A 24,263-nucleotide genomic window follows, 5' to 3' on the forward strand; every position below is an offset into this window, starting at 1 on the left:
GGTATAGATCCCCAACCCTCCTGCAAGCGTCGCAGAAGGAAGATAGGTGGCCGACTTTTACGCCGCCCGAAGCGGGACTATCCCGCCGCTACCGTGGACTAATTTTGCACCGCCGCTCTCACATCTGCATCGGCGTTTACACCATCAACAACAGTGTCTTTGACGTGATGATGGTGCTGGTGTTCGGCGCGATCGGTTACGCCATGCGCGTCATTGCCTTCCCCGCCGCGCCGCTGTTGCTCGGCTTCGTGCTGGGGCCGATGATGGAGGAGCATTTTCGCCGGGCCATGCTGATTTCGGGGGGCAATTTCATGACCTTCATCGAGCGGCCAATCAGCCTGTCCTTCATGCTGGCTACGGTGGCGCTGCTGGCCTGGAGCACCTGGAGTGCATCTCGGCCCGCTCGACGAGCGATGCTTGTTTGACGGGTGCCGCTGACTGAGATGGCCGGGCATTTCATGGCCATGGTCTTGTTTAACGACGACAGCGCGTGAAGCCGTGCTGTCGTCATCTGCATCTGGCGTTGAGGCCGCGGCGTTGATCCAGCGCCGCCGCATCCGAGACAGGTCGGGCTGAGCTTTCGGCCCAGCCCTTTGGTCTCAGGCAGCGATCTGGCTGCTGACCGCGCCGGTCACCAGATCGGCCGTGGCCATGGACAGGGTCCAGCCGAGATGGCCATGGCCGGTATTGTAGAAGATGCCGGGGCTTTTGCCGCGCCCGACCTTGGGCATCATGTTCGGCATCATCGGCCGCAGACCCGCCCACGGCACCACCCGGTCGGTATTGACCTCGGGAAACAGCTGGCGCGTCCAGTCCACCAGCGGGCGCACGCGATCATGACGAATATCGCGGTTCTCGCCGTTGAATTCGGCGGTTCCGGCGACCCGGAAGCGGTCGGGGCCGAGCCGGCTGGTGACGATCTTGGCGGCATCGTCCAACAGGCTCACCCATGGGGCCGCCGCCTGGCTTGCCGCATCTTCGAGCATGACGGTGATCGAATAGCCTTTCACCGGATAGATATTGACCCGGTCCCCGACCATGGCAGCGAGCCGCCGACTGGCGATGCCGGCACACAGTACAATCCCGTCGAAGTTGCGGGTTTCAGTGGTGATGGTTCCGCTTTGGCTCGACGCTTCGGGCATGAAGGTGACGCTGGGACGGCCATTGCCATGGTTCAGGCCCTGCACGTCGGCGTCCTGCTCAAACCGCACGCCCAGCTTTTGGCACCGAGCGGCCAGTTCGCGGGTGAATTTATGAATATCGCCGGTAGCGTCGGAGGGGGTGAAGAAACCGCCATGATAGCTGCCCGTCACCGCCGACTCGATCTGTCGGATTTCTGCGGGTGTCACCGCCCGGCGTTCGAGACCACCCTTGTTGAGCAGGGCATTGACGGCGCTGGCGTGATCGAAAGCCGGTTTGTCACGGTAGATATGCAGGATGCCCCGGGTTTCGAGGTCAAAGGCAATATCTTCGGCGGCCGCGACCGCGAGCAGGCGCTGCCGTGCGGTGATGGCCAATTTGGTCGTGGCCACGGTATTGGCCTGGTAATTGCCGATATTGCCGAGGAATTCGGCCATCCAGGAATATTTGTGCCAGCTCGGCTTGGGGTTGAACGAGAGCGGCGCATCGGGGCGCAGCAGCCATTGCATGCCATGCAGGATGGTCGACCAGCTGTTCCACACTTCAGCATTGCTGGCTGAAAGCTGGCCGCCATTGGCAAATGAGGTCTCCATCGCCGGATAGCGGTGGCGATCAAACACGGTGACGGAAAAGCCTTGTTGCGCAAGCGCATAGGCAGTGGTTGTGCCGGTGATACCGGCACCGATAACGGCGATCTGACGCATAGGACCTCGTAGAGACAATGGAACGACGAGCCGGTTTCCCGGCCGATTTGTCCCCATCTGTCTCTTGTACCTGAGAGTTTCCCCCAGCCGTGGCTGGTTACCCCTTCGGTGGGCGCGAACGCCGCTCTCCAGATCGCCAGGCTGGAGCAGTACTTGGTGCCTGAGAGTTTCCTGGGGGGTTGCTCCGTCGGCGGCAGTGGCCAAGGCCACCACTCTCTCCTGCTCTGCCCATAAGGCGCGGCGACACTGGCACGGCGCGATGCAATTGCCAATCCGGTGGCGGTGAAATTTTCGCCGGCCCGCCCGGACCGAGCACAACCTTCGCCGACAGAAGCTGGCCCAAGACCGTCGCACCATGTTGACAAAGTCAATTTGTGATCACATTGTGTCGTCACATTGTAGGAGGACTATATGGATGCGACCCCCGGCCCGTTTGCGGTGCTCGTTTTAGCCTTTGAGGTCACGCCGCTCCGTCAGCACGGCACAGCTCTCTTGGAAGCGGACCTCGGATGACTATGGAAAAAGCGCCAAGAATAACGATCGAAAATCTCTCGCTGACTTTTAACACGAGCTCGGGGCCGCTGACTGCGTTGCAGGATGTGTCGTTCGATATCGCTTCGGGGTCATTCCTCAGCGTGGTGGGACCATCCGGCTGCGGCAAGTCGACCTTGCTCAAAATCCTGTCGGGGGTGCTGCCGGCATCCTCGGGGCGGATTCTGTTTGATGGCGAGCCCGTCGACAAGGAAAAAATCCAGGGCCAGGTTGGCTACGTATTTCAGCGCGCTTTGCTGCTGCCCTGGCGGACGGCGCTGGAGAACGTCGTTCTGACCATGGAAGTGGCGCGACGCGGGATGAAACGCGCCGAGCGCGAAGACGAAGCTCGCCGCTGGCTTGAAATTGCCGGGCTCAAGGGCTTTGAGAACCGCTACCCCCACGAATTGTCGGGCGGCATGCAGCAGCGCGTTTCGATCTGCCGGGCCCTGGCGTTCAAGCCGCGCGTGCTGCTGATGGACGAGCCGTTCGCTGCGCTGGACGAGATCACCCGCGAGACCCTGCAGGAAGAACTGCTGCAGCTCTGGGCGCAGACGGAAACCACCGTGGTCTTCATCACGCACTCCATTCCCGAGGCGGTGCTGTTGTCGGAGCAGATCATCGTGATGTCCGCCCGCCCCGGCCGGGTGGTGGAGCGCATCGAGGTGCCGTTCCCGCGTCCGCGGGCCGAGGCCATGCGGGAGTTGCCCGAGTTTGTCAGCATGGCGAGCCATGTTCGCAGCTTGCTGCGCGCCCCGCTCAAGTCAGTGGCCGCGGAATAGGAGTTCAAGATGTATCGTTTTTCAGTAACTGCCGGCCAATTCCTGGTTTTCGCCGTGTTTTTCGGCGCCTGGGAGGCCCTGGTTCATCTGCTCAGTATCCGCCCGGTCATCCTGCCAGCGCCCAGCGTCATCGCACAGGTCGCCTGGGAAAATCGTGATCTTCTGCTCAAGAACACCTGGCCAACCTTCCTCGCCATTTCGTTGGGCTTTATATATGCGGTCGTCGCCGGCTTTGTCATTGCCGTGGGCATCGCCTATTCCCGGATCATCCGGGACCTGACCTATCCGTTCCTGGTCACTGCGCAGATCTTGCCCAAGATCGCCTTCGCTCCGCTGTTCCTGATCTGGTTTGGCTTCGGGCTGACCCCCAAGATCGTCATTGCGGCGCTGATTGCGTTCTTCCCCATCGTGATCAACACCGCCAAGGGCCTGACCTCGGTCGATAGCGAAATGCTGCAATATATGGACTCGCTGGGCGCGCGCGGCTGGGAGAAGTTCACCAAGATCAGCCTGCCCTGGGCCATGCCGTATATTTTTGCGGCCCTCAAGATCTCGATCACCCTGGCCATTGTCGGTGCGGTGGTGGGTGAGTTCGTCGCCGCCGGCGAAGGCCTGGGCTATGTGATCAACGCCTCCAACATCACCCTCAATACCGAGCTGATGTTTGCCGCGATCATGTGCATGAGCGTGCTCGGCATCCTGATGTTCCTGGTGATCGTGCTGTTTGAGCGCCTGATGCTGCCGCAGGGCCAGCAGGATGGCGGCGTGCAGGCCACGATGTAATCCAAGCCCGGCGGCCAGCTGCTGGCCGCCGGCTCGATTTGCCTAACTCAATGCTCTGGGCGCGCCCGGGCAGACTGTGTCTCATGGAGGAGAAACGACGATGAAAATGATGAGCAAAGGCTATTTGGGCGGGTTGGTGCTGGGGGCCCTCGCATTGGGGCTGTCCAGCACTGCCCATGGCCAGGACAAGGTCAGCCTGCGGCTCGACTGGGTCTATGGCGCCGAGCATGCCCCGATCTTCCTGGCGATGGAAAAAGGCTATTTTGCCGATGCCGGGATCGACCTCGAATTGCTGCCAGGCGAGGGATCATCGGTGACGGTGAAACTGGTGGGCAATCGCGACGCTGACTTTGGCTATGCCACCGCCGATCAGGTCTTGCTCGGGGCGCAGCGCGCTCTGCCGCTGGTCGCCACCTCGGTGGTGCTGCAGCAGAATGCCACCGCCCTGATCTTCAAGGCCGGGCAGAAGATTTCGGACATCAAGACCGATCTGGCCGGCAAGACGATTGGCGTTCAGCTCAAGAGCAATACCAGCCTGCAATGGCAGCAGATCAAGCAGGATCTCGGCCTTGATGCCAGCAGCTTCACCGAAGTGCCGGCTGACGGCGCCGTGGTGGCCCTGCTCTCGGCCGACCGCATCGATGCCGGCGTTGGCTTCTACTTCAATGATGCGCTCAAGCTGCGCGCGACCGGCGAGGAGGTGGACTGGATCCTGTTCGAGGATTTGGGTCTCAATATGTATTCCACCTCGCTGTTCACCAATGCCGAGCTGATCGCCGAAAATCCCGATCTGGTGCGCCGCTTCACCCAGGCCTTCATGCAGGGCTGGGCCTACTCCCTGGAGCACCCGGACGAGGCGCTGGCCGCGTTCATTGCCGCCAACCCCGAGACCGACAAACTCTATGCCGAGCTCAAGCTGCCCGAAGTGCTGCGCATGACCCAGTCAGCCAATGTCGAAGCCAATGGCTTGGGCAATTCCACCCAGGCGGAATGGGAAGGGCTGCAGGACAAGCTGCTGGCCATGGGCGTCGTGACCGAGAGCATCGACCTGTCGACGGTTTATAGCAACGACTTCCTGAAATAGGCTGATTGAGCCGCCGGGCGTCCCCATCGGCCGTCCGGCGGCCGTTTTCTTCTATAACGATCGCCCCATGACCATGCTGGACAGCCTTGCCCTGCCGCCGATGCCGTCGTTCCGCTTGGACGGGCGCCGCGCCCTGATCACCGGAGCCAGCCGGGGCATTGGCTTTGCCGCCGCTGCCGCCATGGCCAAGACGGGCGCCCACGTGACGCTATGCGGCCGTTCGGCAGCAGATTTGACGCTGCGGCAGGCCGCAATCGTCGCGGCGGGTTGCCAGGCAGACATCCTGCCTCTCGACATCACCGATATTGCCGCCATGCGCGCCGGCGTCGCTGCGGCCGGACCATTCGACATCCTGCTCAGCAATGCCGCGACCAACCGGATCAAGGCGTTCGGCGAGGTGAGTGTCGATGACTTCGACGCGCTGTTTGCCGTCAATGTGCGGGCGGCCTATTTCGTGGCGCAAGCGGTCGCCGACCGACTGCGCCGCGCCGGGCAGCCGGGCTCCATTATTCAGATGTCGTCGCAGCTGGGCCATGTTGGCGCCGCCAACCGCTCCCTCTATGCAACCTCCAAATTTGCCATTGAAGGGCTGACCAAGGCGCTGGCAGTGGAGCTGGGGCCGGACCAGATCAGGGTGAACGCGGTGGCGCCGACCTTTATCGATACGCCGCTGACCCGCTCCTATGGCTTGGATGAGACGGCCATGGCGCAGGTTCGCGCGAAGATCAAACTGGGCAGGATCGGGCGCGTTGAGGACGTAACCGGCGCAATCCTGTTCCTGGCCTCCGACGCCTCGGCCCTTGTGACCGGCACCTCATTGCTGGTCGATGGCGGCTGGACCGCTGAATAGCTATTAGGCGAACGGCGCGGTCATGCTGGAGAAATCGGCGAAGGGCCCCGAGTTTGAGCCCGCCCGGGCCTGCGCGATCAGATAGTCGCCGGTTTTGTCGACGTCGCGCGCCATCGCGATCTCGGCGCTGGCGCCATCGCGATTCTGCAATGCTTCGAGAATATCGACGTGGGAAGCCGTGTTCCACAGGCCAGGCGAATTCAGCGAAAAATACATCGTCGGGCCGCAGCGCAGCCAGAGCGCCTCAATCAGCGGCAGCAGGATATCGGAGCCAATTTGGCGATAGATGGTGAAATGGAACTGCTGGTTCGCCCGCAGCACTTCGGTCATCTCGCCCTGTTCGTGGGCGCGACGGCCGACGGCATTGAGGGCGTGCAGTGCGGCCATGAACTCGTCATTGACATAGTCGCAGGCAATGCGCGCCGCCATGCCTTCGACCTTGCGACGCAGCTCGAACAATTCGAGCAGATTGCGTTCGCTGAGCTTGGGCACCCGCACCGAGCGATTGGGCAGTTCTTCCAGGGCATTGGCCGCCACCAGGCGGCTGAGGCTTTCGCGCACCGGCATGGGGCTGGTGCCGAGGCTGGTCGCCAGCTTGCGCAGGCTCATGATCTGGCCGGGCACGAACAGCCCTGACATCAGCCCATATTGCAGGCTGGCCAAAACCCGATCCTGCACTTTGCCGCGGCCTGAGGGCTCAAGCCCCTCGGGCGATTTATCATGTTCCATAGTGCTTCCCATTCGCTTGACGCCCTTAGTAATGTGATGACACAATGTGATCAAGGTTATTCTCGCCGACGGTCGTGTTTAGACTAGCGCACCTCCGTCCATTGCGCACTGTCCCGGACCCCATGATTTGTCCATGCGCAGCTAGCGGTGAGCAGCCCGGATTCAGCAATTTAACCAGGAGACTGATCGTGACTGAAATCAAGCGTCTGCCCGGCACCGCCCGCATGAGCAATGCGGCGATCCACAATGGCACCGTCTATACCAAGGGCATTACGGCGCGGGGCGGCCCGTCCGACATCGCCGGTCAGACACGCAATGTCCTTGACCAGTTGGATGCCCTGCTGGCGGAAGCCGGGACGACGCGCAGCAACGTGCTGCAAATGATGATCTGGCTAACCGACATGAGCGACTTCGGCGCTATGAACGAGGTTTATGACGCCTGGGTTGTGCCCGGCGCCGAACCGGTGCGGGCCTGCGTCGGCGCGCCGCTCGCCAGCCCCGAACTGCTGATCGAAATCCGGGCTGTGGCCGCGCTCTAACTGTCGTGGCGGCTTGGGCCGGACCGGCAGGATGCGCGGTTCGGCCCAAGCCGGCTCAGACCCCTAGTCGGCTCAGACGACGGGGATACTGCCCGGTGCCGTGCCGCGGGGCGGCAGCGTTTCGTAGCATTGCTTGCTATGCGACAATTTGAGATTGACCAGCGTTGCCGCCAGATTGATGGCGCAGGCCATCGGCTCGACGATGGGGATGCGGTAGCGCGCGCTGAGCGCCTCGACATAGCCCGACATGGCCGTGCAGCCGAACAGGATCACCTCCGCGCGATGCTTGCTGATCGCATCGTCGATCTCGCGCTCGATAATGCTCAGGCAATAAGGCTGGCTCTCGATCAGGTCGGCCGGCGGCGCATCCAAAATATGCATCGACACCACCTTGCGCTCGAAGCCATAGGCTCGAATGTGCTCTTCCAGCAGTTGCTGACCGTTTTTCATGCCAATGACGGCGATGCGTGCGCCAAGCAGGCTGGCAATTGTCAGGCCGGACAGGCCAGGCCCGAGCACCGGAATCTGCGCTGTTTCTCGCGCCGCCCGCAGCACCGGATCGACCATGCAGTCGAGCACGATCGCATCGACGCCGTCCCGCTCGGCCTGACGAACGGCCTTGAGAATATGCGGGCCGGCGAGCACTTCCTCGGTGGCGAATTCCATCGAGAACGGCCCTTCCTCAATGGGAACGACCTCGATTTCGACGCCCTCTCGGGCCCATTGCTGGCGCTGGGCGGTCATGCCGGCAATGACCTTGGGCGAGCGGACCGGCACGATATCACGAATGCGCATCTGGCTTTCCAATTATGTGATCACATAATGTGATTATATGTGCGTTGAGCGTTTTGGCAAGCGCACCAGGCACCGCATCGCCATGCTCGGCATGGCCACATAAGTCGGCTTGACAATTCCATTTCGTGATCACAGTGTGTAATCACATTGTGAGGCCTATCTATGATTTCCATTCAATCGATCGAAACCCGTCTGGTTCGCCTGCCAACCAGGCGCACCCACAAATGGACGGGTCTGACCGAGCCGATCGGTCAGTATTTGCTCGTGAAAATAACCGGCAGCGACGGCTCGGTGGGCTGGGGCGAGGCGCCCGCTCTCAAGGACTGGGGCGGCGAATTTGGCCGCTACTATGGTGAGAGCACGGCCATCGTCGACCTCGTCATTGCCAAGTATCTCGCGCCTGCGGTGGCTGGCCTGGAGGTCGGTCACCCGGCTGAACTGCACCGGCGCATGGACGCGGCAATCAAGGGCTATCCCTACGCCAAGGCGGCGGTGGACTTTGCCTATTACGACCTCACCGGCAAGGCGCTTGGCGTCCCGGTGCATGTCCTGCTGGGCGGGTTGTTGCGGCCGATCGTGCCCGTCACGCACTCCATCGGGCTGATCGATGTCGAAGAGGCCGTGACTGAGGTCAAGGCTGTGGTGCGCGACGGCATTCGCACCATCAAGATCAAAGTCGGGATCAATCCGGACCGCGACGTCGCCATCGTGGGCGCCATCCGTGCAGCAGTCGGCCCCGATATCGCGCTCTGCGTCGACGCCAACGAAGGCTATAAAACCCCCGGCGAAGCGGTCCAGACTGTTCGGCGCATGGAGCAGTTCAACCTGATCTATGTCGAGCAGCCCGTCATGGGCATCGAGCGCATCGCTCAGGTCGCAGCGCGGATCGATCCGCCCGTAATGGCCGATGAATCGGCCTGGAATGCCCACGACGTCAGCCAGATCATCAATCAGCGCGCCGCCCAGATCGTCTCGATCTACACCACCAAGCCCGGCGGCCTTTACCGGGCCATGCAGGTCTCGGCGGTGTGCGAAGCCGCCGGCATCATCTGCAATGTCAACGGTTCGGTGGAAACCGGCATCGGCAATTTGGCCAATGTGCATCTGGCCGCCGCCGCCCCGGCAGCGGTGCTGTCCAACGTCATTCCCGTCTCAATGCCGGCGGAAGCCCAGAATGGGCGGATCGGCGGCATCTACTACACCGACGACCTGTTGAGTGAGCCGATGGTGTTCGCCGATGGCGGTATCCGCGTGCCCACCGGGCCCGGCATGGGCATTTCGATCGATGCCGCCAAGGTCGATCAGTACAGCGTTCAAATCTAGCGAGTTATCATGCGTCAGCCCATTATCGACAAAATCACCAAGTTCATGGCGCAGCTTTCGCTCGACGCCGTCATTACCAGTTCGCCGGAAAACTTCGCCTATGTGACCGGCTTCGTGGTTCCGACCCAGCCGATGATCCGGCATCGGCATGCCATGGCCATTCTGACCGCCGATGGTCGCAACAGCCTGTTCGGCGTCGATATGGAGGCCAGCACGATTGGGCGACGCGCGCCCGGTGTGCCGCTGGCGGTGTGGCGCGAATTTCACGACGATGCCATGCGCATCCTCGCCGATACTCTGGAAGAGATCGGCCTGGGGTCGGCGGCAATCGGCCTTGAACTCGATTACCTGCCGGCCGGCGATTTCCAGCGGCTACAGAGCTATCTGCCCAAGGCCCGGTTTGTCGGGGTGGAGCGCGAATTGTCCCGCGCCCGGCAGATCAAGACGCCCGAGGAAGTCCAGCTCATCCACCGCCTGGCGCGCATTGCCGATCAGGCCATTTCCGACAGTCTGGCGGGCGTCCGGGCCGGCGACAGTGAAATGGACATCGCGGCCATCCTCACCCGCCGGATCTACGAGTTGGGAGCGGAGAATTTCAAGCTCCTGATCGTGGCGACCGGCGAGCGCAGCCAATTGCCCAATGTCGGCCCCTCGACGCGCATTCTGGAGCGCGGCGATATCTGCCGCGTGGAAATTTTCTCGGTTCTGGATGGCTATCAGGCCGGCGTGTGCCGGACCGCCTATGTGCAGGAACCGCCGCCAATGGCGGAAGAGATCTGGCAGCTGATGGTGGATTGCAAATATCGCATTCTCGAACAGACCAAGCCGGGCGCCAGTTGCCTCGCAATCTACAACGACTTCATCGCCCGTCTCGCCAGCAAGAATCTGGCGCCGATTTCCTTTGTCGGCCATGGCATCGGCCTGCATCTGCACGAAGATCCCTATCTCGGCGCCACGCCCATTCTCGGCCAGCCGGGAGGCGACGCCCTAGTCGAGGAAAACATGGTGCTCGGCTTCGAGCCGCTTTGCTACCGCACCGGCTATGGCTTCGGGGTGCAAAACAAGGACGTCCTGCATGTCGCCGCCGATGGCGCAGTGCTGCTGTCCGACTACACCAACAGCGATCAATTGATCCGCATCGACTAAATGCGCCCAGCGCGAGGAGGAGTTCACGATGACCAGTTCGCCCAGCCCATCGCAGTGCGATATCCTGTTTTCCGGCACCGGCTATTTCACGGAAATAATCCTTGGCGATCTGGCCGTGGCGGCCCGAGGACCCCTCCACGTGGTCATCGGCGGCCGCAATCCCCAGCGGCTGAAATGGCTCGTCGACGCCTGCAACGCCCGCGCCATGAATTATCGCACCCAGGCCAGCTTCAGCAGCACCATTCTTGATTCGAGCTCGAGCGAAACCCTGGTCGAGCCGTTGCAGCGGTTGCGGCCGGGGATCGTGGTGCAATCGGCTTCGGCGCAATCGCCGTGGCGAGTGGACAATGGGGAAAGCCTTTGGTCCGACCTGGTGGCCCAGGCCGGTTTCGGCAGCACCATCGCCTTTCATGCCCTGCTGGCTTGGCGGACCGCCAACGCCGTTCGCGCGGCTGGCCTCGACGCTCATTTCGTCAATACCTGCTACCCCGATGGCGTCAACCAGGTGCTGGCCAGCGCCGGGGTACCCCTGACGACGGGTGTCGGCAATATCGGCATTTTCTCGTCGGTTATCGGCAGCCGGCTGCCGCTTGGACAGCGCAATGATCTGCGCGTTCTGGGACATCACCGCCACATCGTTGAATGGCGCAAACCCGGCACCGAACGGGAGGGCGCGCCGGTGCGCGCCTGGGTGGGGGATACCGAGCTGATGGATGTCGACGCGATGACCCGCGATATCCAGCTGCCGCATCGCGATCTCAATCTGGTCTCCGGCGCCAGCGCGGTGCCGGTGTTGCTGGCGCTGGCCGGCGAAGGCGCCCGCCGCGTCCATGTCCCCGGCCCGGGCGGACGGCCCGGCGGCTATCCGGTGATGGCCGATCGTGACGGCGTGACCCTCGATCTGCCCAAGGGCGTCAGCGAGGCCGACGCCATCGCCTGGAACCGGCAGTTCGAAGAAAAGGACGGGGTCACAGTCCGCAATGGCCGCGTGGTCTATTCGGCCCGCGCGCAGGAGGCACTGGCCCGACACAGCGCCGATCTGGCGGCGGGCTTTGCCGTCGAGGATGTCGAAGCCGCCGCTGCGGAGTTGGGCGTGCTGCGCGAACGTCTGGGCGGTTGAAGGCAAGCGGGTAAGGAGAACGAACATGCGTCTGGTGGTAATTGGTGCCGGCAATGGCGGTATGGCAACGGCGGTGGAACTCACCCTGGCCGACCATGATGTGACACTTTATGGCCGGTCGGCCGACACGATTGCTCCATTGCAGGCCAATGGGCTGGGCTATGAGGGGGTATTTGGCTCCGGGCGATTGCAGGTGGCCCGGATCACCACGGATCTGGCTGTCGCCATCGCCGAAGCCGAGGCGGCCATCGTGGCGTTGCCAACATCGGCCCATGCCGCCGTAGCCCGCGCCTTGCAACGGGCCGGATGGGGCTCCGAGCGGCCGGTCATTCTCAATCCCGGCCACACCGGGGGTGCCTTCGAGTTCGAAACCGCCTATCTCGCCCTCGCTGCCGCGCCCCCCATCGTGCAATTTTCGACGCTGGCCTATGTGGCCCGCAAGTCGGCCTCCGATATCGTCAACATCAGTGGGCGGGCCAAGGCCCTGCGCACCGCGGCCTTGCCCGGCGGCGAAGCGGCGCTGGCTTTGGCGTGCAGTCTCTTCCCCGGCGCCTACGACACCGGCGACGTGATTGCCTGCGATCTGTCCAATGTGAACATGGTCGTGCATCCGCCAGGGGCCATTCTGGGCGCAGCCTGGGTCGAGGCGACCCAGGGCGATTTCACCTTTTATGTCGAGGGTTTGACGCCCGGCGTGGTTGAGATCATGGCCGCCCTTGACGCCGAACGTCTGGCGGTCGGACTGGCGTTCGGCCATCAACTGCCCACCGTGGTCGATGAAATGAAGGCTATCGGCACGGTGCCATCGGATGCCCGTAGCGACGATTATCGCGCCATTGCGAGCGGGGAGGCCAACCGCAGGATCAAGGCGCCCGATTCCCTGGCCCATCGCTATTACGCCGAAGACTTCCTGTTCGGTCTGGTGCCCTTCCTGGCCTACGCCCAGATCGCCCAGGTGCCCGTCCCGGTCGCGTCTGCCCTGACGCATCTGGGCCTGATCGCTACCGCCACCAGCCCCAATCAGCCCCGCCGCGACCTTGCTGCAATGGGCCTCACCGGGGCCGACATGACCCAACTCCGCCAGCGCTCCGGAAGCTAGTGTTTGGGCCGGGCGTCGTCCGCTAAGCCTCCCGGCCAAGGGCGCTGAACTCTAATCCAGCGTTTGCCGGTAGCGCAGCATGGCGATGATCGAGATCAGCACCAGGATGATGCCCAGTGCCCAGAATTGGGTGCCAACATCGCCGACCTGCGCGCCTTTCAGCATCACCTTGCGCACCAGTTCGATGAAATGGGTGGCCGGCACAATGGTGCCGAGCCACTGCGCCCAGCCCGGCATGCCGGCAAAGGGGAACATGAAGCCGGACAGCAGCACCGAGGGCAGGATGGTGAAGAAGGACAGCTGCATCGCCTGCATCTGATTGCGCGCCGCGGTGGAAATCAGGAACCCCAGCGCCAGATTGTCGAGGATGAACAGGTTGAAGCCGATGAAAAACGCCAGCACGGACCCCTCGAACGGCACGTGAAACAGAATGCCGGCCGAGATCACGAACACCGCCGTCTGCACATAGCCGACCAGCACATAGGGCAGGATTTTGCCCAGCATCACCTCCACTGGCCGCACCGGCGTGGCGATCAGCATTTCCATGGTGCCGTGCTCGCGTTCCTTGACGATGGCCACGGCGGTGATCATCACCATGGTCATCGACAGGATGATCGCCAGCAATCCCGGCACGATATTGGTCGAGGTCTTGCCCTCGGGATTATATGCGCGATGCACGATCACCGAGAATGGGGCCGGGGCCGCCGCCGGTCCGGCCAGCGGGCCGGTCAGCACCTGCGCCACCGCGCCGGCAATGATGTCGTTCATCGACCCCATCGCCCCGCCCACTGCCGAGGGGTCCGACGCATCGGCGGCAATCAGGATGCTCGGTTGCAGCCCCCGGATCACGTCGCGCTCGAAGTCCCTGGGGATCACCACCACGAAATTGGCGTCACCCCGCCGCAGCGCCGCTTCACCGGCCCCGACGCCCTCGATCGTGCCGCGGAAATCGAAATATTCCGACACCTCCATGCCGCTCAAAATCGCCCGCACCAGCGGTCCGTCATCGCCCATTTCCACCAAAGTCGGCAGATGGCGCGGATCGGCATTGATGGCAAAGCCGAACAGCAGCAGCTGGATGATCGGCAACCCGATCATCATCGCGAAGGTGACGCGGTCGCGCCGCATCTGGATGAATTCCTTGAGCAGCACCGCCATAAACCGCGACCAGGAGAAGAACCGGTTCATGTCGGCACCGGACTATCGGTGGCGAAATTGTCCTGCGCGCCGGTCATCAGATAGATGAAGGCCTCTTCCAGCCCGGCCGGTTGCCGGCTCCACTGATGCGTCCCCTCGGTCTCCAATTCGCCGACGCTGGCGTCCAGCGCCGCCGCATCGGTGCCCGACACATGCAGCACCGCGCCAAAGCGGGCCACCTGCAACACGCCGGGCAGGGTTTTCAGCCGCTCCTCCAGCGCCCCCAGATGCGGGCCGGCGACGCGCCAGGTGGTCAGCCCCACCATTTCGGGGATTTTGGCCGCCGGTCCGTCGATCAGCTTCTTGCCATAGGCGATATAGGCGATGAAATCGCACTGCACCGCCTCGTCCATATAGTGGGTGGACACCAGCACGGTGACGCCCGCCTTGCTCAGCCGGCGGATTTCATCCCAGAAATCGCGCCGCGCCTTGGGGTCGACACCGGCTGTCGGCTCATCGAGCAGCAGCAGTTTGGGATCGTGGATCAGGCAGGCCGCCAGCGCCAGCCGCTGCTTCCAGCCGCCCGACAGCGTGCCGGCCAGTTGCTTGGCCCGATTGGCCAGCCCCAGCTCGTCCAGCGCCCGTTTGACCCGCGCCTTGCGGTCGGGCACGCCATACATCCGCGCCACGAAATCGAGATTTTCGGCAATCGAGAGATCCTCGTAGAGCGAGAATTTCTGCGTCATATAGCCGACCTGTTCCTTGATCCGCCCGGCCTGGGTCAGCACGTCAAAGCCGAGGCATTTGCCCTGGCCTGCATCCGGAATCAGCAAGCCGCACAGCATGCGGATCGTCGTGGTCTTGCCCGAGCCGTTCGGCCCCAAAAAGCCATAGATGGCGCCCTTGGGCACGGTGATGTCGAAATGGTCCACCACCATGCGCTCGCCAAAGATCTTGGTCAGCCCGGTCACGGCGATGACCGGCTCCGCGCTCATGGCAGCGCCTTGACCGTCACCGGTTGTCCCGGCATCAGCGTACCGGCGTCATCGAGCACCGCCTCGGCCACGAACACCAGCCGCCCCCGCTCATCGCGCGAATAGATCACCGGCGGCGTGGTCTGCGGTTCGGCGCCGATGGAACTGATCCGCCCCGTCACCCCGGCCGCACAGCTATCGCAACTGACGCTGACGCGTTGCCCCACAGCCAGCCCGGCTCGCTCTGCCTCGCCAACATAAAACCGCGCCTTGATCGCGCCATCAGGCCGGATCGACAGCACCGGCGCGCCCGCCGCCACCATTTCCCCGGTGCTGAAAAACACCTTGTCGACCACCCCCGCGACCGGGGCCGTCACCATGCGATCATCGAGATCGAGCTGGGCCCGCTCCGCATCGGCGACGGCGGCATTGAGGTTGGCTTCCGCCGCCACTTGCTGGGCATTGCGCGCCGGCAGCTCGGCCACCGCAACCTGCGCGTTGAGTTGGCTCACTTGCGCCTGGGCGCTGGTCAAGGCCGCGCGGTCCTGCTCCAGCCGCGCCTCGGTCGCCGACCCGGCATCGAACAGCTTCTGGCTGCGGGCCAGGGTCGATTGCGCCAAGGTCAGATCGGCCTCGGCCTTGGCCAGATTGGCGCGGATCACGTCGATTTCCTGGCTGCGGCTGCCGGTCACCAGATTGTCCAGCGTCGCCCGTGCCGCTGCTACGCGCGCTTCGGCCGCCCGCACCACGGCCTCCTGCTGGGCGCTCTGCAGCACGAACAAGGTCGCCGCCGCCGCGATGGTGTCGCCCTCGCTGACGGCGATCGTCTCCAGCCGGCCACCCATGGCCGGCGCGGCATAAATATAGTCGGCCTCCAGATAGCCGGTGAAGCCGTCGGGCGCGCTCTGGCCGAAGGACAGCACCCCCATGATCACGGCAAAAATCCCGGCGAGCCAGTCACTCATTGCCCTGCCTCCGCCCGCACGCTCAGCCCATCGAACAGGATCGACAGATGGTTCTGCATGAACCGCTCCAGCGCCAGGCCATCCTTGGGCATGATGGCGAACACTTCGGCCAGCAACAGATGCACCAGGATCGGCCCAACGATGGACCGCACCGTTAGTTCCGCATCCAGCGCCCGCAGATAGCCCTGATCCATGCCGCGCTGCAGCAGCGCGGTGACGGCGGGAAGGGCGCGGTCAAGCACCTGCCGCTTATACATCTCGGCGATTTGCGGAAATTGGCTGGCCTCGCGCAGGATCAGCTTGGGAATGGCGATGCGCTGCGGGTCGCGCATCGCCGTGATCAGCCCGCCGATCACCAGGCTCAGCACCCCGCGCGGATCGCCCTCGACATGGGCCAGTTGCGCCAGCGCATCGTCCGCCAGTGGCGCCAACGCCCGCTGCACAATCGCTTCCAGCAGCGCGTCCTTGGAGGGGAAGTACAGATAGACCGAGCCCTTGGAGAGCCCGGCGCGCCGCGCCACATCCTCGACCTTGGTGGCGGCAAAGCCCTGCTCCAGAAACAGCGCCAGCGCCGCATCCAGCACCTCATCCGGCCGTGCTTCCGCCCGGCGCCTGAATTTCGGCGGCTTCTCGCTCATGGCTTCACCTCGCCACCTTATACTAACTGACTGGTCGGTCAGTAACAAGATAGGCGTCGCTACGCGGCCTCTCTTCCCTTCTCCCCTGAGGGGAGAAGGTGGCCCGCAGGGCCGGATGAGGGGTTCAGCCTATCGGTTCCTGCTGAGGCCTCATCCCGCCCCTTTCCCTGAGTGACGATGGAGCCTAATGCGTCAGCCGCGCCAATGCGGCTGCGGTTCGGAGAGCGATTGCAGGCTGGCGCTGTCGCTGCCTTCGATACGTCGCAGCAGCAGATGGGTCAGCTCGCCCCCGGCGGCGAACACGTCCTCGCGGATACTGTCCATGCTGGGAAACAGCGTCGGCAGAATGCCCGAGGTCTGCTTGTAGATCAGCTGCACGTCGCGCCCCAGCACCAGCCCGCCTTCCTGCAAGCCGCCGACCAGCGCGATGGTGCGCATTTCGCTGTCGCAGATAATGCCGTCCGGCCGGTCGGGCTGGCCGGCCAGATCGAGCCCGAGCTTGCGGATTTCGGCCGGTGGCAGGCCCTGGGTGCCTTCGAGCACCCGCGCCTCCAGCCCGGCCCGCGCCGTCGCCCGGTGAAAGGCGGTGACGATATTGTGGTAATTGGTGGTGCTGTCATCGCCGATCACCAGCATGGCGCGCTGACAGCCCTTGCTGGCCAGCCGCTCCACCGCCATGGCGGCGAACACCTCGGAATGGAAGTCATGATAGGGGTGCGGCGTGTAAAACTCGGTGCGCCCATGGCTGACAAAGGGAAAGTCCGCATCGATCATCATCTGCACGCGCTTGTCGCGCGGCCCGGTATGGGTGATGACCACGCCATCGGCGGTGCGGTTATCCAGAATATAGCGGATGGTTTCGGCCGAGTGGTGCCGCTCGAATTCGGGGATCACCGTCAGATGATAGCGCGTGCCCTTGATGGCGTGCCCGATGCCCTGGATCATCTGCCGGGCGAAGTCGATCGAGTCCTCGGCCCCGTCCAGCACCAGCGCTATGACATTGGTCTTGCCGGTGCGCAGGCGTACCCCGGCGCGGTCGGGAATATAGCCCAGCGCCTTGGCGGCCTCGGCCACCTTGTCGCGGGTTTCCTGCTTCAGCGTGGTGCCGCCGCGCAGCGACAGCGATACCGTCGACAGGCTTAGTCCCGTCACTTCCGCGATGGTGCGCAGCGTGACCCGCTGGCCCGCCGCCCGTGTTTTGCTGTCTGCGATGATCTTGCTGCTCATGTGATGGTTTTACACTGGCCGCCGGCGAAACCAAATACCGCAAATTTTGCAACGATATTGTGGCAAGCAGGCGTTTTCTGAAACGATTGCAGAACTCTAACGAGCGGGAATATATACGTAAATTATCATCAAGGTCACCCTTCCTGACCAAATACGATTCAGAATTGCAACGTTGCATCACATGTGGTTACCTTCCCCTGCGTTCGGGTGAGGGTCCAGGGCGCAGGGCCGTTCAGCAGAGACGGCGAGAGCTTCTGAGGAGGAGTTGATGCTCAAAAAGGGTTTTCTGACCACGGTGGCCGCGCTGTCACTGCTGGCGAGTGCCGCGATCCCCGCACAGGCCGAAGTGTCGATCATGTATATGGAAAGCTTCGGCTCCCTGATCGAATCCGGCATCAAGAACTTCGAGGCCGCGACCGGCGAAAAGGTCAACGCCATCAAGCTGCCGGGGCAGGGCTATGACCAGCGCATCGCGCTCGATCTGAGCGCCGGCACCGCCGCCGACGTCGATCTGGTGGATAGCTTCATGGTGTCCGAACTGGCCGCCGCCGGCTATCTCGAGCCGCTCGACGCCATGGCCGCCAATTGGGACCAGTATAAATTCTATCTGCCCGGCCTGCTCGAAGTGGCGTCCTATCAGGGCCAGCTCTATGCCCTGCCCACCGATACCGACGTGCGCATGCTGTGGTACGATAAATCCAACATGGAAAAAGCCGGCATTGCCCTGCCGTGGCAGCCCAAGACCTGGGCTGACGTGCTCGACGCCGCCCAGAAGCTCAAGGATGCCGGCGTCCAGTATCCGTTCCAGCTGCCGGCCGGCATCAAGCAGGGCGAAGCCACCACCATGCAGGGCTTCTACATGGCGCTGCTCGGTGCCGACGTACCCGATGGTGACCGTAACCGCCTGCTCAAGCGCGACACCAACCAGTGGATCGGCGACAGCCCGGCCCTGCGCCGCACCTTCGAGCTCTACCATCAGGTGTTTGTCGAAAAAGAGCTGAACCCGGCCGATCTCAACTACGCCACCGATATCGGCGCCGCCGTACGCCAGGCACTGGCCGATGACAAGCTGGGCATTCTGGCCTCCGGTTCGTGGGAAGATGCGTGCCTGTGGGATTGCAACAATCCCCCAAGCCGCGAAGACCGCGACGCGCAGGTCGGCTGGACGCCATGGCCGGGTTCGGGTGAGCCGGGCACCAAGGCCACCACCAATATCTCGGGCGGCTGGACCCTGGGCATCAACGCCAAGGCTGCCGACAAGGAGATGGCCTTCAAGCTGGTGACGGCGATTTTCGACGAAGCCAACTTCAAGGCCTGGACGCTCGCCAATCACCGCATGGGCGTGCGCACCGATATTTCGGAATCCCCGGAATATACCGCCGATCCGTTCCTGGCCGAAGCCACGGCGCTCGCCGCCGATACCACCGGCCGCGATACCATCCCGGGCTATCAGACGGTCTCCGCCCTGGTCCAGCAGGCCACCTCCGACATTCTCGACGGCGCCAGCGTCGACGAGGTTGTCCAGGGGTACCACGACGCGCTGGTCGATGAGTTCGGCGAAGAGAACGTCATCACTTACGACTGAGTCCCCTCCCGACGCGGCGGCGCCCACTGTCCTCCGGGTGCCGCCGTGACGGGAGTTTTCGATGACGTCCCCACACGCACGGTGTCACCCCGGCCTTGAGCCGGGGCCCATCCCGAGATTTCGGCCCAGCCGCCAGGTGGCCCAGCCAGGCATCTCGGGATGACATCGAGTCTTTTGAACGGTCTGTGTGAGTGAGAACCGCCCCATGAAAAACCAGGCCAATCCCTGGCTCACCAGCAATCTCCTGGTTCTCTTTCTCGGCATGCTGCCGGCGGCTTTGCTGATTGCGGCGCTGCTGTATTTCACCGCCTGGGCCTTTGCCTTCAGCTTCACCGATCTGGCCCTGGTCGGCAAAAAATCGGTCGAATGGAGCTGGGTCGGCTTCGAGAATTTCGAGCGCCTGTTCACCCGCCGCGGCTTTCTGGAATCGCTCTGGACCACCGTCATTTTCGTGTTCTTCTCGGCCATTGTCGGCCAGTCGGTGCTGGGATTCCTGCTCGCCGCCACCCTGCGCGGCAGCGCCAGCACCATTCGCAGCGTGGTGGAAGTCTGCATCATGCTGGGCTGGCTGCTGCCCGATATCGTCGCCGCCTTCCTGTGGTCGGCCACCACCAGCCAGACCGGGCTGATCAATCAGCTCATCGTCGTGCCGCTCGGCTTCCCGCCGATCAATTTCATCAACACCTATGCGCTGCCGGTCGTCACCATCGCCAATATCTGGAAGGGCACCGCCTGGTCCTATCTGCTGTTTTCGGCGGCTTTGGATTCGGTGTCGCGCGAGGTGGTCGAGGCGGCCAAGGTCGATGGGGCAACGCCGTTCCAGCGCATCTGGCTGGTACAGCTGCCGATCATCCGGCCGCATATCGCCACCAATATGCTGTTCATCACCATCTGGACCTTCACCTATTTCCCGCTGATCTACGCCATGACCGGCGGTGGTCCGGGCCGGCAGACCGAGACCCTGGCGGTGTTCCTCTATAATCAGAGCTTTGCGCGCGGCAATCTGGGCTTTGGCAGCGCCATTTCGGTGGCCATGCTGATCATCGTCGGGCTGTTGTCGCTGGTCTATCTGCGCATGCTGCGGGAGCCCAAATAATGGAGTCCAACGCCACCACCTCCCGCATCACCGCCATCGCGCTCAGCTTCATGGCCGTGATCTGGATCAGCCCGTTTTCCTGGCTCATCCTCAACGCCTTCAATCCGCTATCCACCGGCCAGCTGGAAATCCCGCGCTCCATCGGGCTCGATAATTTCGCCCTCGCCGTCAGCGGCAGTGCCGGGCGGCAATTCCTCAATTCCATGCTGATCGCCGCCGGCACCGCCACGCTCAGCGTCGTGGTCGGCATTTCGGCGGCCTATCCTTTATCCCGCCTGCGCATTCCGGGGCGCAATGCCTTCCTCTGGACCCTGGTACTGCTGCGCATGCTGCCCTCGGCCGGCGTCTTGGTGCCGCTGTATTTTGCGGCGCAGCGCGGCGGGCTGCTCAATCAGTTCGGTGTCATCATCGCCCTGACCATTCTCAATCTCCCCTTCACTTTGCTGCTGCTGAAAAACTTCTTCGACACCGTGCCGATCGAGCTGGAGGAAGCCGCTTATGTCGAGGGAGCCAACCTGTTCCAGATCGTCAGCAAGATCGTGCTGCCGATGTCGCGGGCCGGCATTGCCGTGGTCTGGTTCTTCAGTTTCACCGGCGCCTGGAACGAGTTCCTGCTGCCGCTGATTTTCGCCCGCGTGCAGGATGCCTTCCCGATGTCGGTGGGACTTTACGCGGCCTTCGGGGTGCAGGGGGCCATCAATTACGGCTTCCTCACCGCCTTTTCCATTCTCTACGCAGCGCCGGCGGTCGGCGTTTATTTCTTGTTACGGCGCAACATGAACACAGGTTTCGCCGGTGTCGGAGTTAAAGGATGACTTATTCCAACCCCCTTTCGTCCAAGCTGGGCCTCTTGGATGATGATCTCAAGATGGAGGGGAAGCTGCTGCGGCTCTGCGCCGATCTGGAGCAGAAAATCCTCACCCCGATACACGATGCGCCGTTCCAGTGGCATGTGCAGCGCGACGACGTCGCCGCCGAAGCCGCCTTGGGTGCCGACTGGCGCGCTTGGGAAAAATTCGGCTCGCATTCGGTCTGGGCCAAGAAGCAGGGCCACACCTGGTTTGCCGCCGAAGTCACCGTGCCCAAGGCCGCCGCCGGGCAAACACTCGTGCTCAAATTCACCAGCCAGTGGCAGGACCGCCCCGGCTCGACCGATCCGCAATGCCTCGCCTATCTCGATGGCCACATCGCCCAGGCGCTGGATGGCAATCACACCGAACTGGTGATCACCCGCAACGCCAAGCCCGGCACCAGCCATACGCTGCAGGTCAACGCCTTCACCTTTTTCGACCGGCCTCTGGTCGGCTTCACCGTGGAATTCTTCATCCGCAATGAGCGCGCCGAAAAGCTCTATTACGATTTGCAGACCCCGCTCGACGTCGCCATCCGCCTGCACCAGTCCGATCCGCGCCGCCACGCCATTTTGGCCATCATCGACCGCTCGCTGCGCGCACTGGACCGTCGCGGTGGCCACACCGAAGCCTTCGCCGCTTCGCTGGGCGCCGCCGAAAAAATCGCCGCTGAAATCTATGCGCTGGTCGATACCGAGACCCAGCCGCAAATCACCGCTGTCGGCTCGACCCATCTCGACGTGGCCTGGCTGTGGCGCGTCATGCACACCCGCGACAAGACCGGGCGCAGCTTCGCCACCGTGCTCAAGCTGATGGAGGAATATCCCGAATTCATCTTCATGTATAATCAGTCGGTGCTCTTCGACTTTTTGAAGCAGGACTATCCCGAGCTGTGGACGCGGCTGAAAGAGCGGGTCAAATCCGGCCAGTTCGAGATCGAAGGCGCCATGTGGGTGGAGCCCGACGTCAACATCGTTTCGGGCGAGTCCCTGGTCCGCCAGATCATGCGCGGCCGCCGCTTCCACCTCGAAGAATTCGGCGTCGACCCCAAGACCGTCTGGCTGCCCGACACTTTTGGCTATTCCGCCAACCTGCCGCAGGTGATGGACAAGTCCGGGCTCAAATATTTCGTCACCAGTAAGCTGAGCTGGAACGACACCGACCGCCACCCCTATGACACTTTCTTCTGGCGCGGCATCGACGGCACCACCACCAAGGCGCAGCTGATCACCGCCCAGAAATTCGACAGCGAGGCCATCTACACCACCTATAATGGCGATCTCTCGGTCTCCGAAACCATGGGCGCGTGGAAGCGCTACGAGCCCAAAGCCGTCAACAACGAACTGGTGATGAGCTACGGCTATGGCGATGGCGGCGGTGGCCCGACGCGCGGCATGATCGAGCGCGGCATCCGCATGGAGCGCGGCATTCCCGGCGCCCCTCGCGTCAAGCTCGAAGGCATCGTCCCCTTCCTCGACCGGCTCGGCAAACGCATGGATGCGCCGGGCAGCAAATTCCCCACCTGGAATGGCGAGCTCTATCTGCAATATCACCGTGGCACGCTGACCTCGGTTGCCAAGAACAAGGCCAATAACCGCAAGGCCGAACGCCTGCTGCGCGAGCTGGAATTTCTCGGCGCCATGGCGTTGGTCGAGACTGGCGCGCCCTATCCCACCGAGACGCTGGCCGAGTTCTGGGAGTTGGTGCTGATCAACCAGTTCCACGACATCCTGCCCGGCACCTCCATTCCCGAGGTCTATGTCGATAGCGACAGCGAATACGGCCAGATCTTTTCGACCCTCGGCTCGCAGAACGGCCCCTGGCATTCAGCCGCGCAGGCCTTCGCCAAGCCCGGCGCTGACCAGCTCCGCCTGTTCAACTTCACCGGCCAGACCCGCTCCGGCCTGGTGCAGCTCGGCGACGATGCGTCCTTGAACGGCGCATCCCTCGCCACCGCCGGCGGCACCCATCCGCTGCAACAGATTGTCGCCGCCGATGGCAGCACCAGTTTCGTCGCCCCCATTGCCGAGCTGAACCCGCTCGGCTGGGCCGCTGGCCAGATTGTCGCCGGCGGCGCAGCCAACAGCTCTTCGCCACTCTCGGTCTCCGCCACCCATCTCGAAAACGAGCTGCTCAAAATCAGCTTCGACAAGGCCGGCGAAATCACCTCCATCTTCGACAAAACCCGCAACCGCGAAACCCTCGCCGCCGGCGAAAAGGCCAACCGCCTCATCGCCTATGAAGACAAGCCGATGGAATGGGACGCCTGGGATATCGATCGCTATTTCGAGGAACAGTTCTGGCCGCTCGCCGATGGCAAATCCTCGGTCAGCGTCGTCGAAACCGGCCCGCACCGCGCCGCCCTCCGCGTCGAACGCGCCTACCAAAACTCCAAGATCGTCCAGGTGATTTCTCTGGCCGCCGGCGCACGGCAACTGGAGTTCGACACCTTCATCGACTGGCAGGAGCGCCAGACGGTGCTCAAGGCCCAGTTCCCCTTCGACCTCAACACCTCCGAAATCCGCTCGGAAATCCAGTTCGGTCATGTCCGGCGCCCGACCCATCGCAATACCAGTTGGGACAAGGCCCGCTTTGAAGCCTCGATGCATCGCTGGGTCGATCTCAGCGAGGCCGATTTCGGCGTCGCCCTGCTCAACGATTGCAAATACGCCTATGACTGCCTGGAGCAGTCCGTACGGCTGACTCTGGTCCGGGGTTCTACCCATCCCGATCCGCAAGCCGACCGAGGCGAGCATCGTCTGCGCTATGCCCTCTTCGTTCATGATGGCGTCGCCGATCTGGCCGATGTGCATCGCGCCGCCGAGCGCTTCAACAACCCGGTGGCAGTGGTCGGAAACCGCAAGAAATCTGCCAGCATGCTGGCAGACTATGCTTGCTTCAGTTTTGCCAGTGTCGACCAGTCCAACGTCACGCTGGAGACGGTCAAAAAGGCTGAAAAATCTGACGCGGTGGTGCTGCGTCTGTTCGAGCACGCCAATATTCGCGCCGAGGCCACCATTCATTTCGGCATCCCGGTCAAGTCGGTGCGCAGCGTCAATCTGATGGAGGAGGGCGACAGCAAGCCTTTGGAAATCAAGGACAATAGCGTCACCCTCAGCCTGCGACCCTTCGAGATCGCCACGCTGTTGATCGAAACCTGAGGAG

Annotated in this window: 22 protein-coding genes and 2 riboswitches; of the genes, 14 read left to right on the forward strand and 8 right to left on the reverse strand. The window is 62.9% G+C overall.

What is annotated here, in order from left to right; genetic code table 11:
• Positions 1–104: 104 nt before the first annotated feature.
• Positions 105–425 carry a tripartite tricarboxylate transporter permease gene (locus ACX3OZ_RS18260; protein WP_459105131.1) on the forward strand — a complete coding sequence of 107 codons (321 nt, stop codon included), beginning with the start codon at positions 105–107 and terminating at the stop codon, positions 423–425.
• Positions 426–599: 174 nt separating this feature from the next.
• Here the strand turns inward: ACX3OZ_RS18260 and ACX3OZ_RS18265 are convergent, their stop codons facing one another.
• The gene (locus ACX3OZ_RS18265; protein WP_459105132.1) at positions 600–1,844 is read right to left on the reverse strand and encodes a D-amino acid dehydrogenase; all 1,245 of its coding nucleotides are present in this window, start codon (positions 1,842–1,844) and stop codon (positions 600–602) included.
• 55 nt (positions 1,845–1,899) lie between these two features.
• Positions 1,900–1,978: riboswitch (glycine riboswitch) on the reverse strand.
• A 3-nt stretch (positions 1,979–1,981) separates the two neighbouring features.
• A riboswitch (glycine riboswitch) is annotated at positions 1,982–2,076 on the reverse strand.
• A gap of 277 nt (positions 2,077–2,353) precedes the next feature.
• Between ACX3OZ_RS18265 and ACX3OZ_RS18270 the strand changes: the two genes are divergently transcribed.
• The 4 genes from ACX3OZ_RS18270 to ACX3OZ_RS18285 all read left to right on the forward strand — a co-directional run bounded on the left by ACX3OZ_RS18270 (position 2,354) and on the right by ACX3OZ_RS18285 (position 5,874).
• Positions 2,354–3,157 (forward strand): ABC transporter ATP-binding protein, encoded by an 804-nt coding sequence (locus ACX3OZ_RS18270; protein WP_459094459.1) that lies wholly within the window; start codon positions 2,354–2,356, stop codon positions 3,155–3,157.
• 9 nt (positions 3,158–3,166) lie between these two features.
• Entirely contained in the window at positions 3,167–3,940 is a 774-nt protein-coding gene (locus ACX3OZ_RS18275) for an ABC transporter permease (RefSeq protein ID WP_459094460.1), read from the forward strand.
• Between the two features lie 100 nt (positions 3,941–4,040).
• Positions 4,041–5,024, forward strand: a complete 984-nt coding sequence (locus tag ACX3OZ_RS18280) for an ABC transporter substrate-binding protein (RefSeq protein WP_459094461.1) — start codon at positions 4,041–4,043, stop codon at positions 5,022–5,024.
• A 67-nt stretch (positions 5,025–5,091) separates the two neighbouring features.
• On the forward strand, positions 5,092–5,874 hold the full coding sequence (locus ACX3OZ_RS18285; protein ID WP_459105133.1) for an SDR family NAD(P)-dependent oxidoreductase: 783 nt from the start codon (positions 5,092–5,094) through the stop codon (positions 5,872–5,874).
• 3 nt (positions 5,875–5,877) lie between these two features.
• On the opposite strand, the gene ACX3OZ_RS18290 is transcribed toward ACX3OZ_RS18285, so the two are convergent.
• On the reverse strand, positions 5,878–6,603 hold the full coding sequence (locus ACX3OZ_RS18290) for a GntR family transcriptional regulator (protein WP_459105134.1): 726 nt from the start codon (positions 6,601–6,603) through the stop codon (positions 5,878–5,880).
• A gap of 188 nt (positions 6,604–6,791) precedes the next feature.
• Here ACX3OZ_RS18290 and ACX3OZ_RS18295 point away from each other — a divergent pair, with 188 nt between their 5' ends.
• Complete coding sequence (locus ACX3OZ_RS18295) at positions 6,792–7,142, forward strand: RidA family protein (protein WP_459105135.1); 351 nt, start codon at positions 6,792–6,794, stop codon at positions 7,140–7,142.
• A gap of 72 nt (positions 7,143–7,214) precedes the next feature.
• Here ACX3OZ_RS18295 and ACX3OZ_RS18300 read toward each other — a convergent pair whose 3' ends face one another.
• Positions 7,215–7,937: an aspartate/glutamate racemase family protein gene (locus ACX3OZ_RS18300; protein ID WP_459105136.1), complete on the reverse strand. Its 723-nt coding sequence runs from the start codon at positions 7,935–7,937 to the stop codon at positions 7,215–7,217.
• A gap of 162 nt (positions 7,938–8,099) precedes the next feature.
• On the opposite strand from ACX3OZ_RS18300, the gene ACX3OZ_RS18305 reads away from it, so the two are divergent.
• The 4 genes from ACX3OZ_RS18305 to ACX3OZ_RS18320 are packed head-to-tail and all read left to right on the forward strand — an operon-like array spanning position 8,100 to position 12,625.
• Positions 8,100–9,260, forward strand: coding sequence for a mandelate racemase/muconate lactonizing enzyme family protein (locus ACX3OZ_RS18305; RefSeq protein WP_459094466.1), 1,161 nt, complete (start codon positions 8,100–8,102; stop codon positions 9,258–9,260).
• Positions 9,261–9,269: 9 nt separating this feature from the next.
• Positions 9,270–10,406: a M24 family metallopeptidase gene (locus ACX3OZ_RS18310; RefSeq protein ID WP_459105137.1), complete on the forward strand. Its 1,137-nt coding sequence runs from the start codon at positions 9,270–9,272 to the stop codon at positions 10,404–10,406.
• Positions 10,407–10,434: 28 nt separating this feature from the next.
• Positions 10,435–11,526: a hypothetical protein gene (locus tag ACX3OZ_RS18315; RefSeq protein ID WP_459094468.1), complete on the forward strand. Its 1,092-nt coding sequence runs from the start codon at positions 10,435–10,437 to the stop codon at positions 11,524–11,526.
• Between the two features lie 25 nt (positions 11,527–11,551).
• Positions 11,552–12,625, forward strand: coding sequence for an NAD/NADP octopine/nopaline dehydrogenase family protein (locus ACX3OZ_RS18320; protein ID WP_459094469.1), 1,074 nt, complete (start codon positions 11,552–11,554; stop codon positions 12,623–12,625).
• Between the two features lie 51 nt (positions 12,626–12,676).
• Here ACX3OZ_RS18320 and ACX3OZ_RS18325 read toward each other — a convergent pair whose 3' ends face one another.
• The 5 genes from ACX3OZ_RS18325 to ACX3OZ_RS18345 all read right to left on the reverse strand — a co-directional run bounded on the left by ACX3OZ_RS18325 (position 12,677) and on the right by ACX3OZ_RS18345 (position 17,566).
• The gene (locus ACX3OZ_RS18325) at positions 12,677–13,813 is read right to left on the reverse strand and encodes an ABC transporter permease (protein ID WP_459094470.1); all 1,137 of its coding nucleotides are present in this window, start codon (positions 13,811–13,813) and stop codon (positions 12,677–12,679) included.
• Positions 13,810–14,757, reverse strand: a complete 948-nt coding sequence (locus ACX3OZ_RS18330; RefSeq protein WP_459094471.1) for an ABC transporter ATP-binding protein — start codon at positions 14,755–14,757, stop codon at positions 13,810–13,812. Before ACX3OZ_RS18330 ends, ACX3OZ_RS18325 begins: the two co-directional genes overlap by 4 nt.
• Entirely contained in the window at positions 14,754–15,701 is a 948-nt protein-coding gene (locus ACX3OZ_RS18335) for an HlyD family secretion protein (protein ID WP_459094472.1), read from the reverse strand. The genes ACX3OZ_RS18330 and ACX3OZ_RS18335 overlap by 4 nt, the downstream gene beginning before the upstream one ends.
• A complete protein-coding gene (locus tag ACX3OZ_RS18340; protein ID WP_459094473.1) occupies positions 15,698–16,339 on the reverse strand; it encodes a TetR/AcrR family transcriptional regulator in 642 nt (213 codons plus the stop codon). The genes ACX3OZ_RS18335 and ACX3OZ_RS18340 overlap by 4 nt, the downstream gene beginning before the upstream one ends.
• A 192-nt stretch (positions 16,340–16,531) precedes the next feature.
• Positions 16,532–17,566: a LacI family transcriptional regulator gene (locus tag ACX3OZ_RS18345; RefSeq protein WP_459094474.1), complete on the reverse strand. Its 1,035-nt coding sequence runs from the start codon at positions 17,564–17,566 to the stop codon at positions 16,532–16,534.
• A 268-nt stretch (positions 17,567–17,834) separates the two neighbouring features.
• On the opposite strand from ACX3OZ_RS18345, the gene ACX3OZ_RS18350 reads away from it, so the two are divergent.
• The 4 genes from ACX3OZ_RS18350 (at position 17,835) to ACX3OZ_RS18365 (ending at position 24,259) form a co-directional block, all read left to right on the forward strand.
• On the forward strand, positions 17,835–19,151 hold the full coding sequence (locus ACX3OZ_RS18350; protein WP_459094475.1) for an extracellular solute-binding protein: 1,317 nt from the start codon (positions 17,835–17,837) through the stop codon (positions 19,149–19,151).
• A gap of 205 nt (positions 19,152–19,356) precedes the next feature.
• Positions 19,357–20,247 (forward strand): carbohydrate ABC transporter permease, encoded by an 891-nt coding sequence (locus ACX3OZ_RS18355; RefSeq protein ID WP_459094476.1) that lies wholly within the window; start codon positions 19,357–19,359, stop codon positions 20,245–20,247.
• A complete protein-coding gene (locus ACX3OZ_RS18360) occupies positions 20,247–21,062 on the forward strand; it encodes a carbohydrate ABC transporter permease (RefSeq protein ID WP_459094477.1) in 816 nt (271 codons plus the stop codon). The genes ACX3OZ_RS18355 and ACX3OZ_RS18360 overlap by 1 nt, the downstream gene beginning before the upstream one ends.
• The gene (locus ACX3OZ_RS18365; RefSeq protein ID WP_459094478.1) at positions 21,059–24,259 is read left to right on the forward strand and encodes an alpha-mannosidase; all 3,201 of its coding nucleotides are present in this window, start codon (positions 21,059–21,061) and stop codon (positions 24,257–24,259) included. Before ACX3OZ_RS18360 ends, ACX3OZ_RS18365 begins: the two co-directional genes overlap by 4 nt.
• Positions 24,260–24,263: the final 4 nt, after the last annotated feature.

It is taken from the genome of Devosia sp. A369, assembly GCF_054489345.1.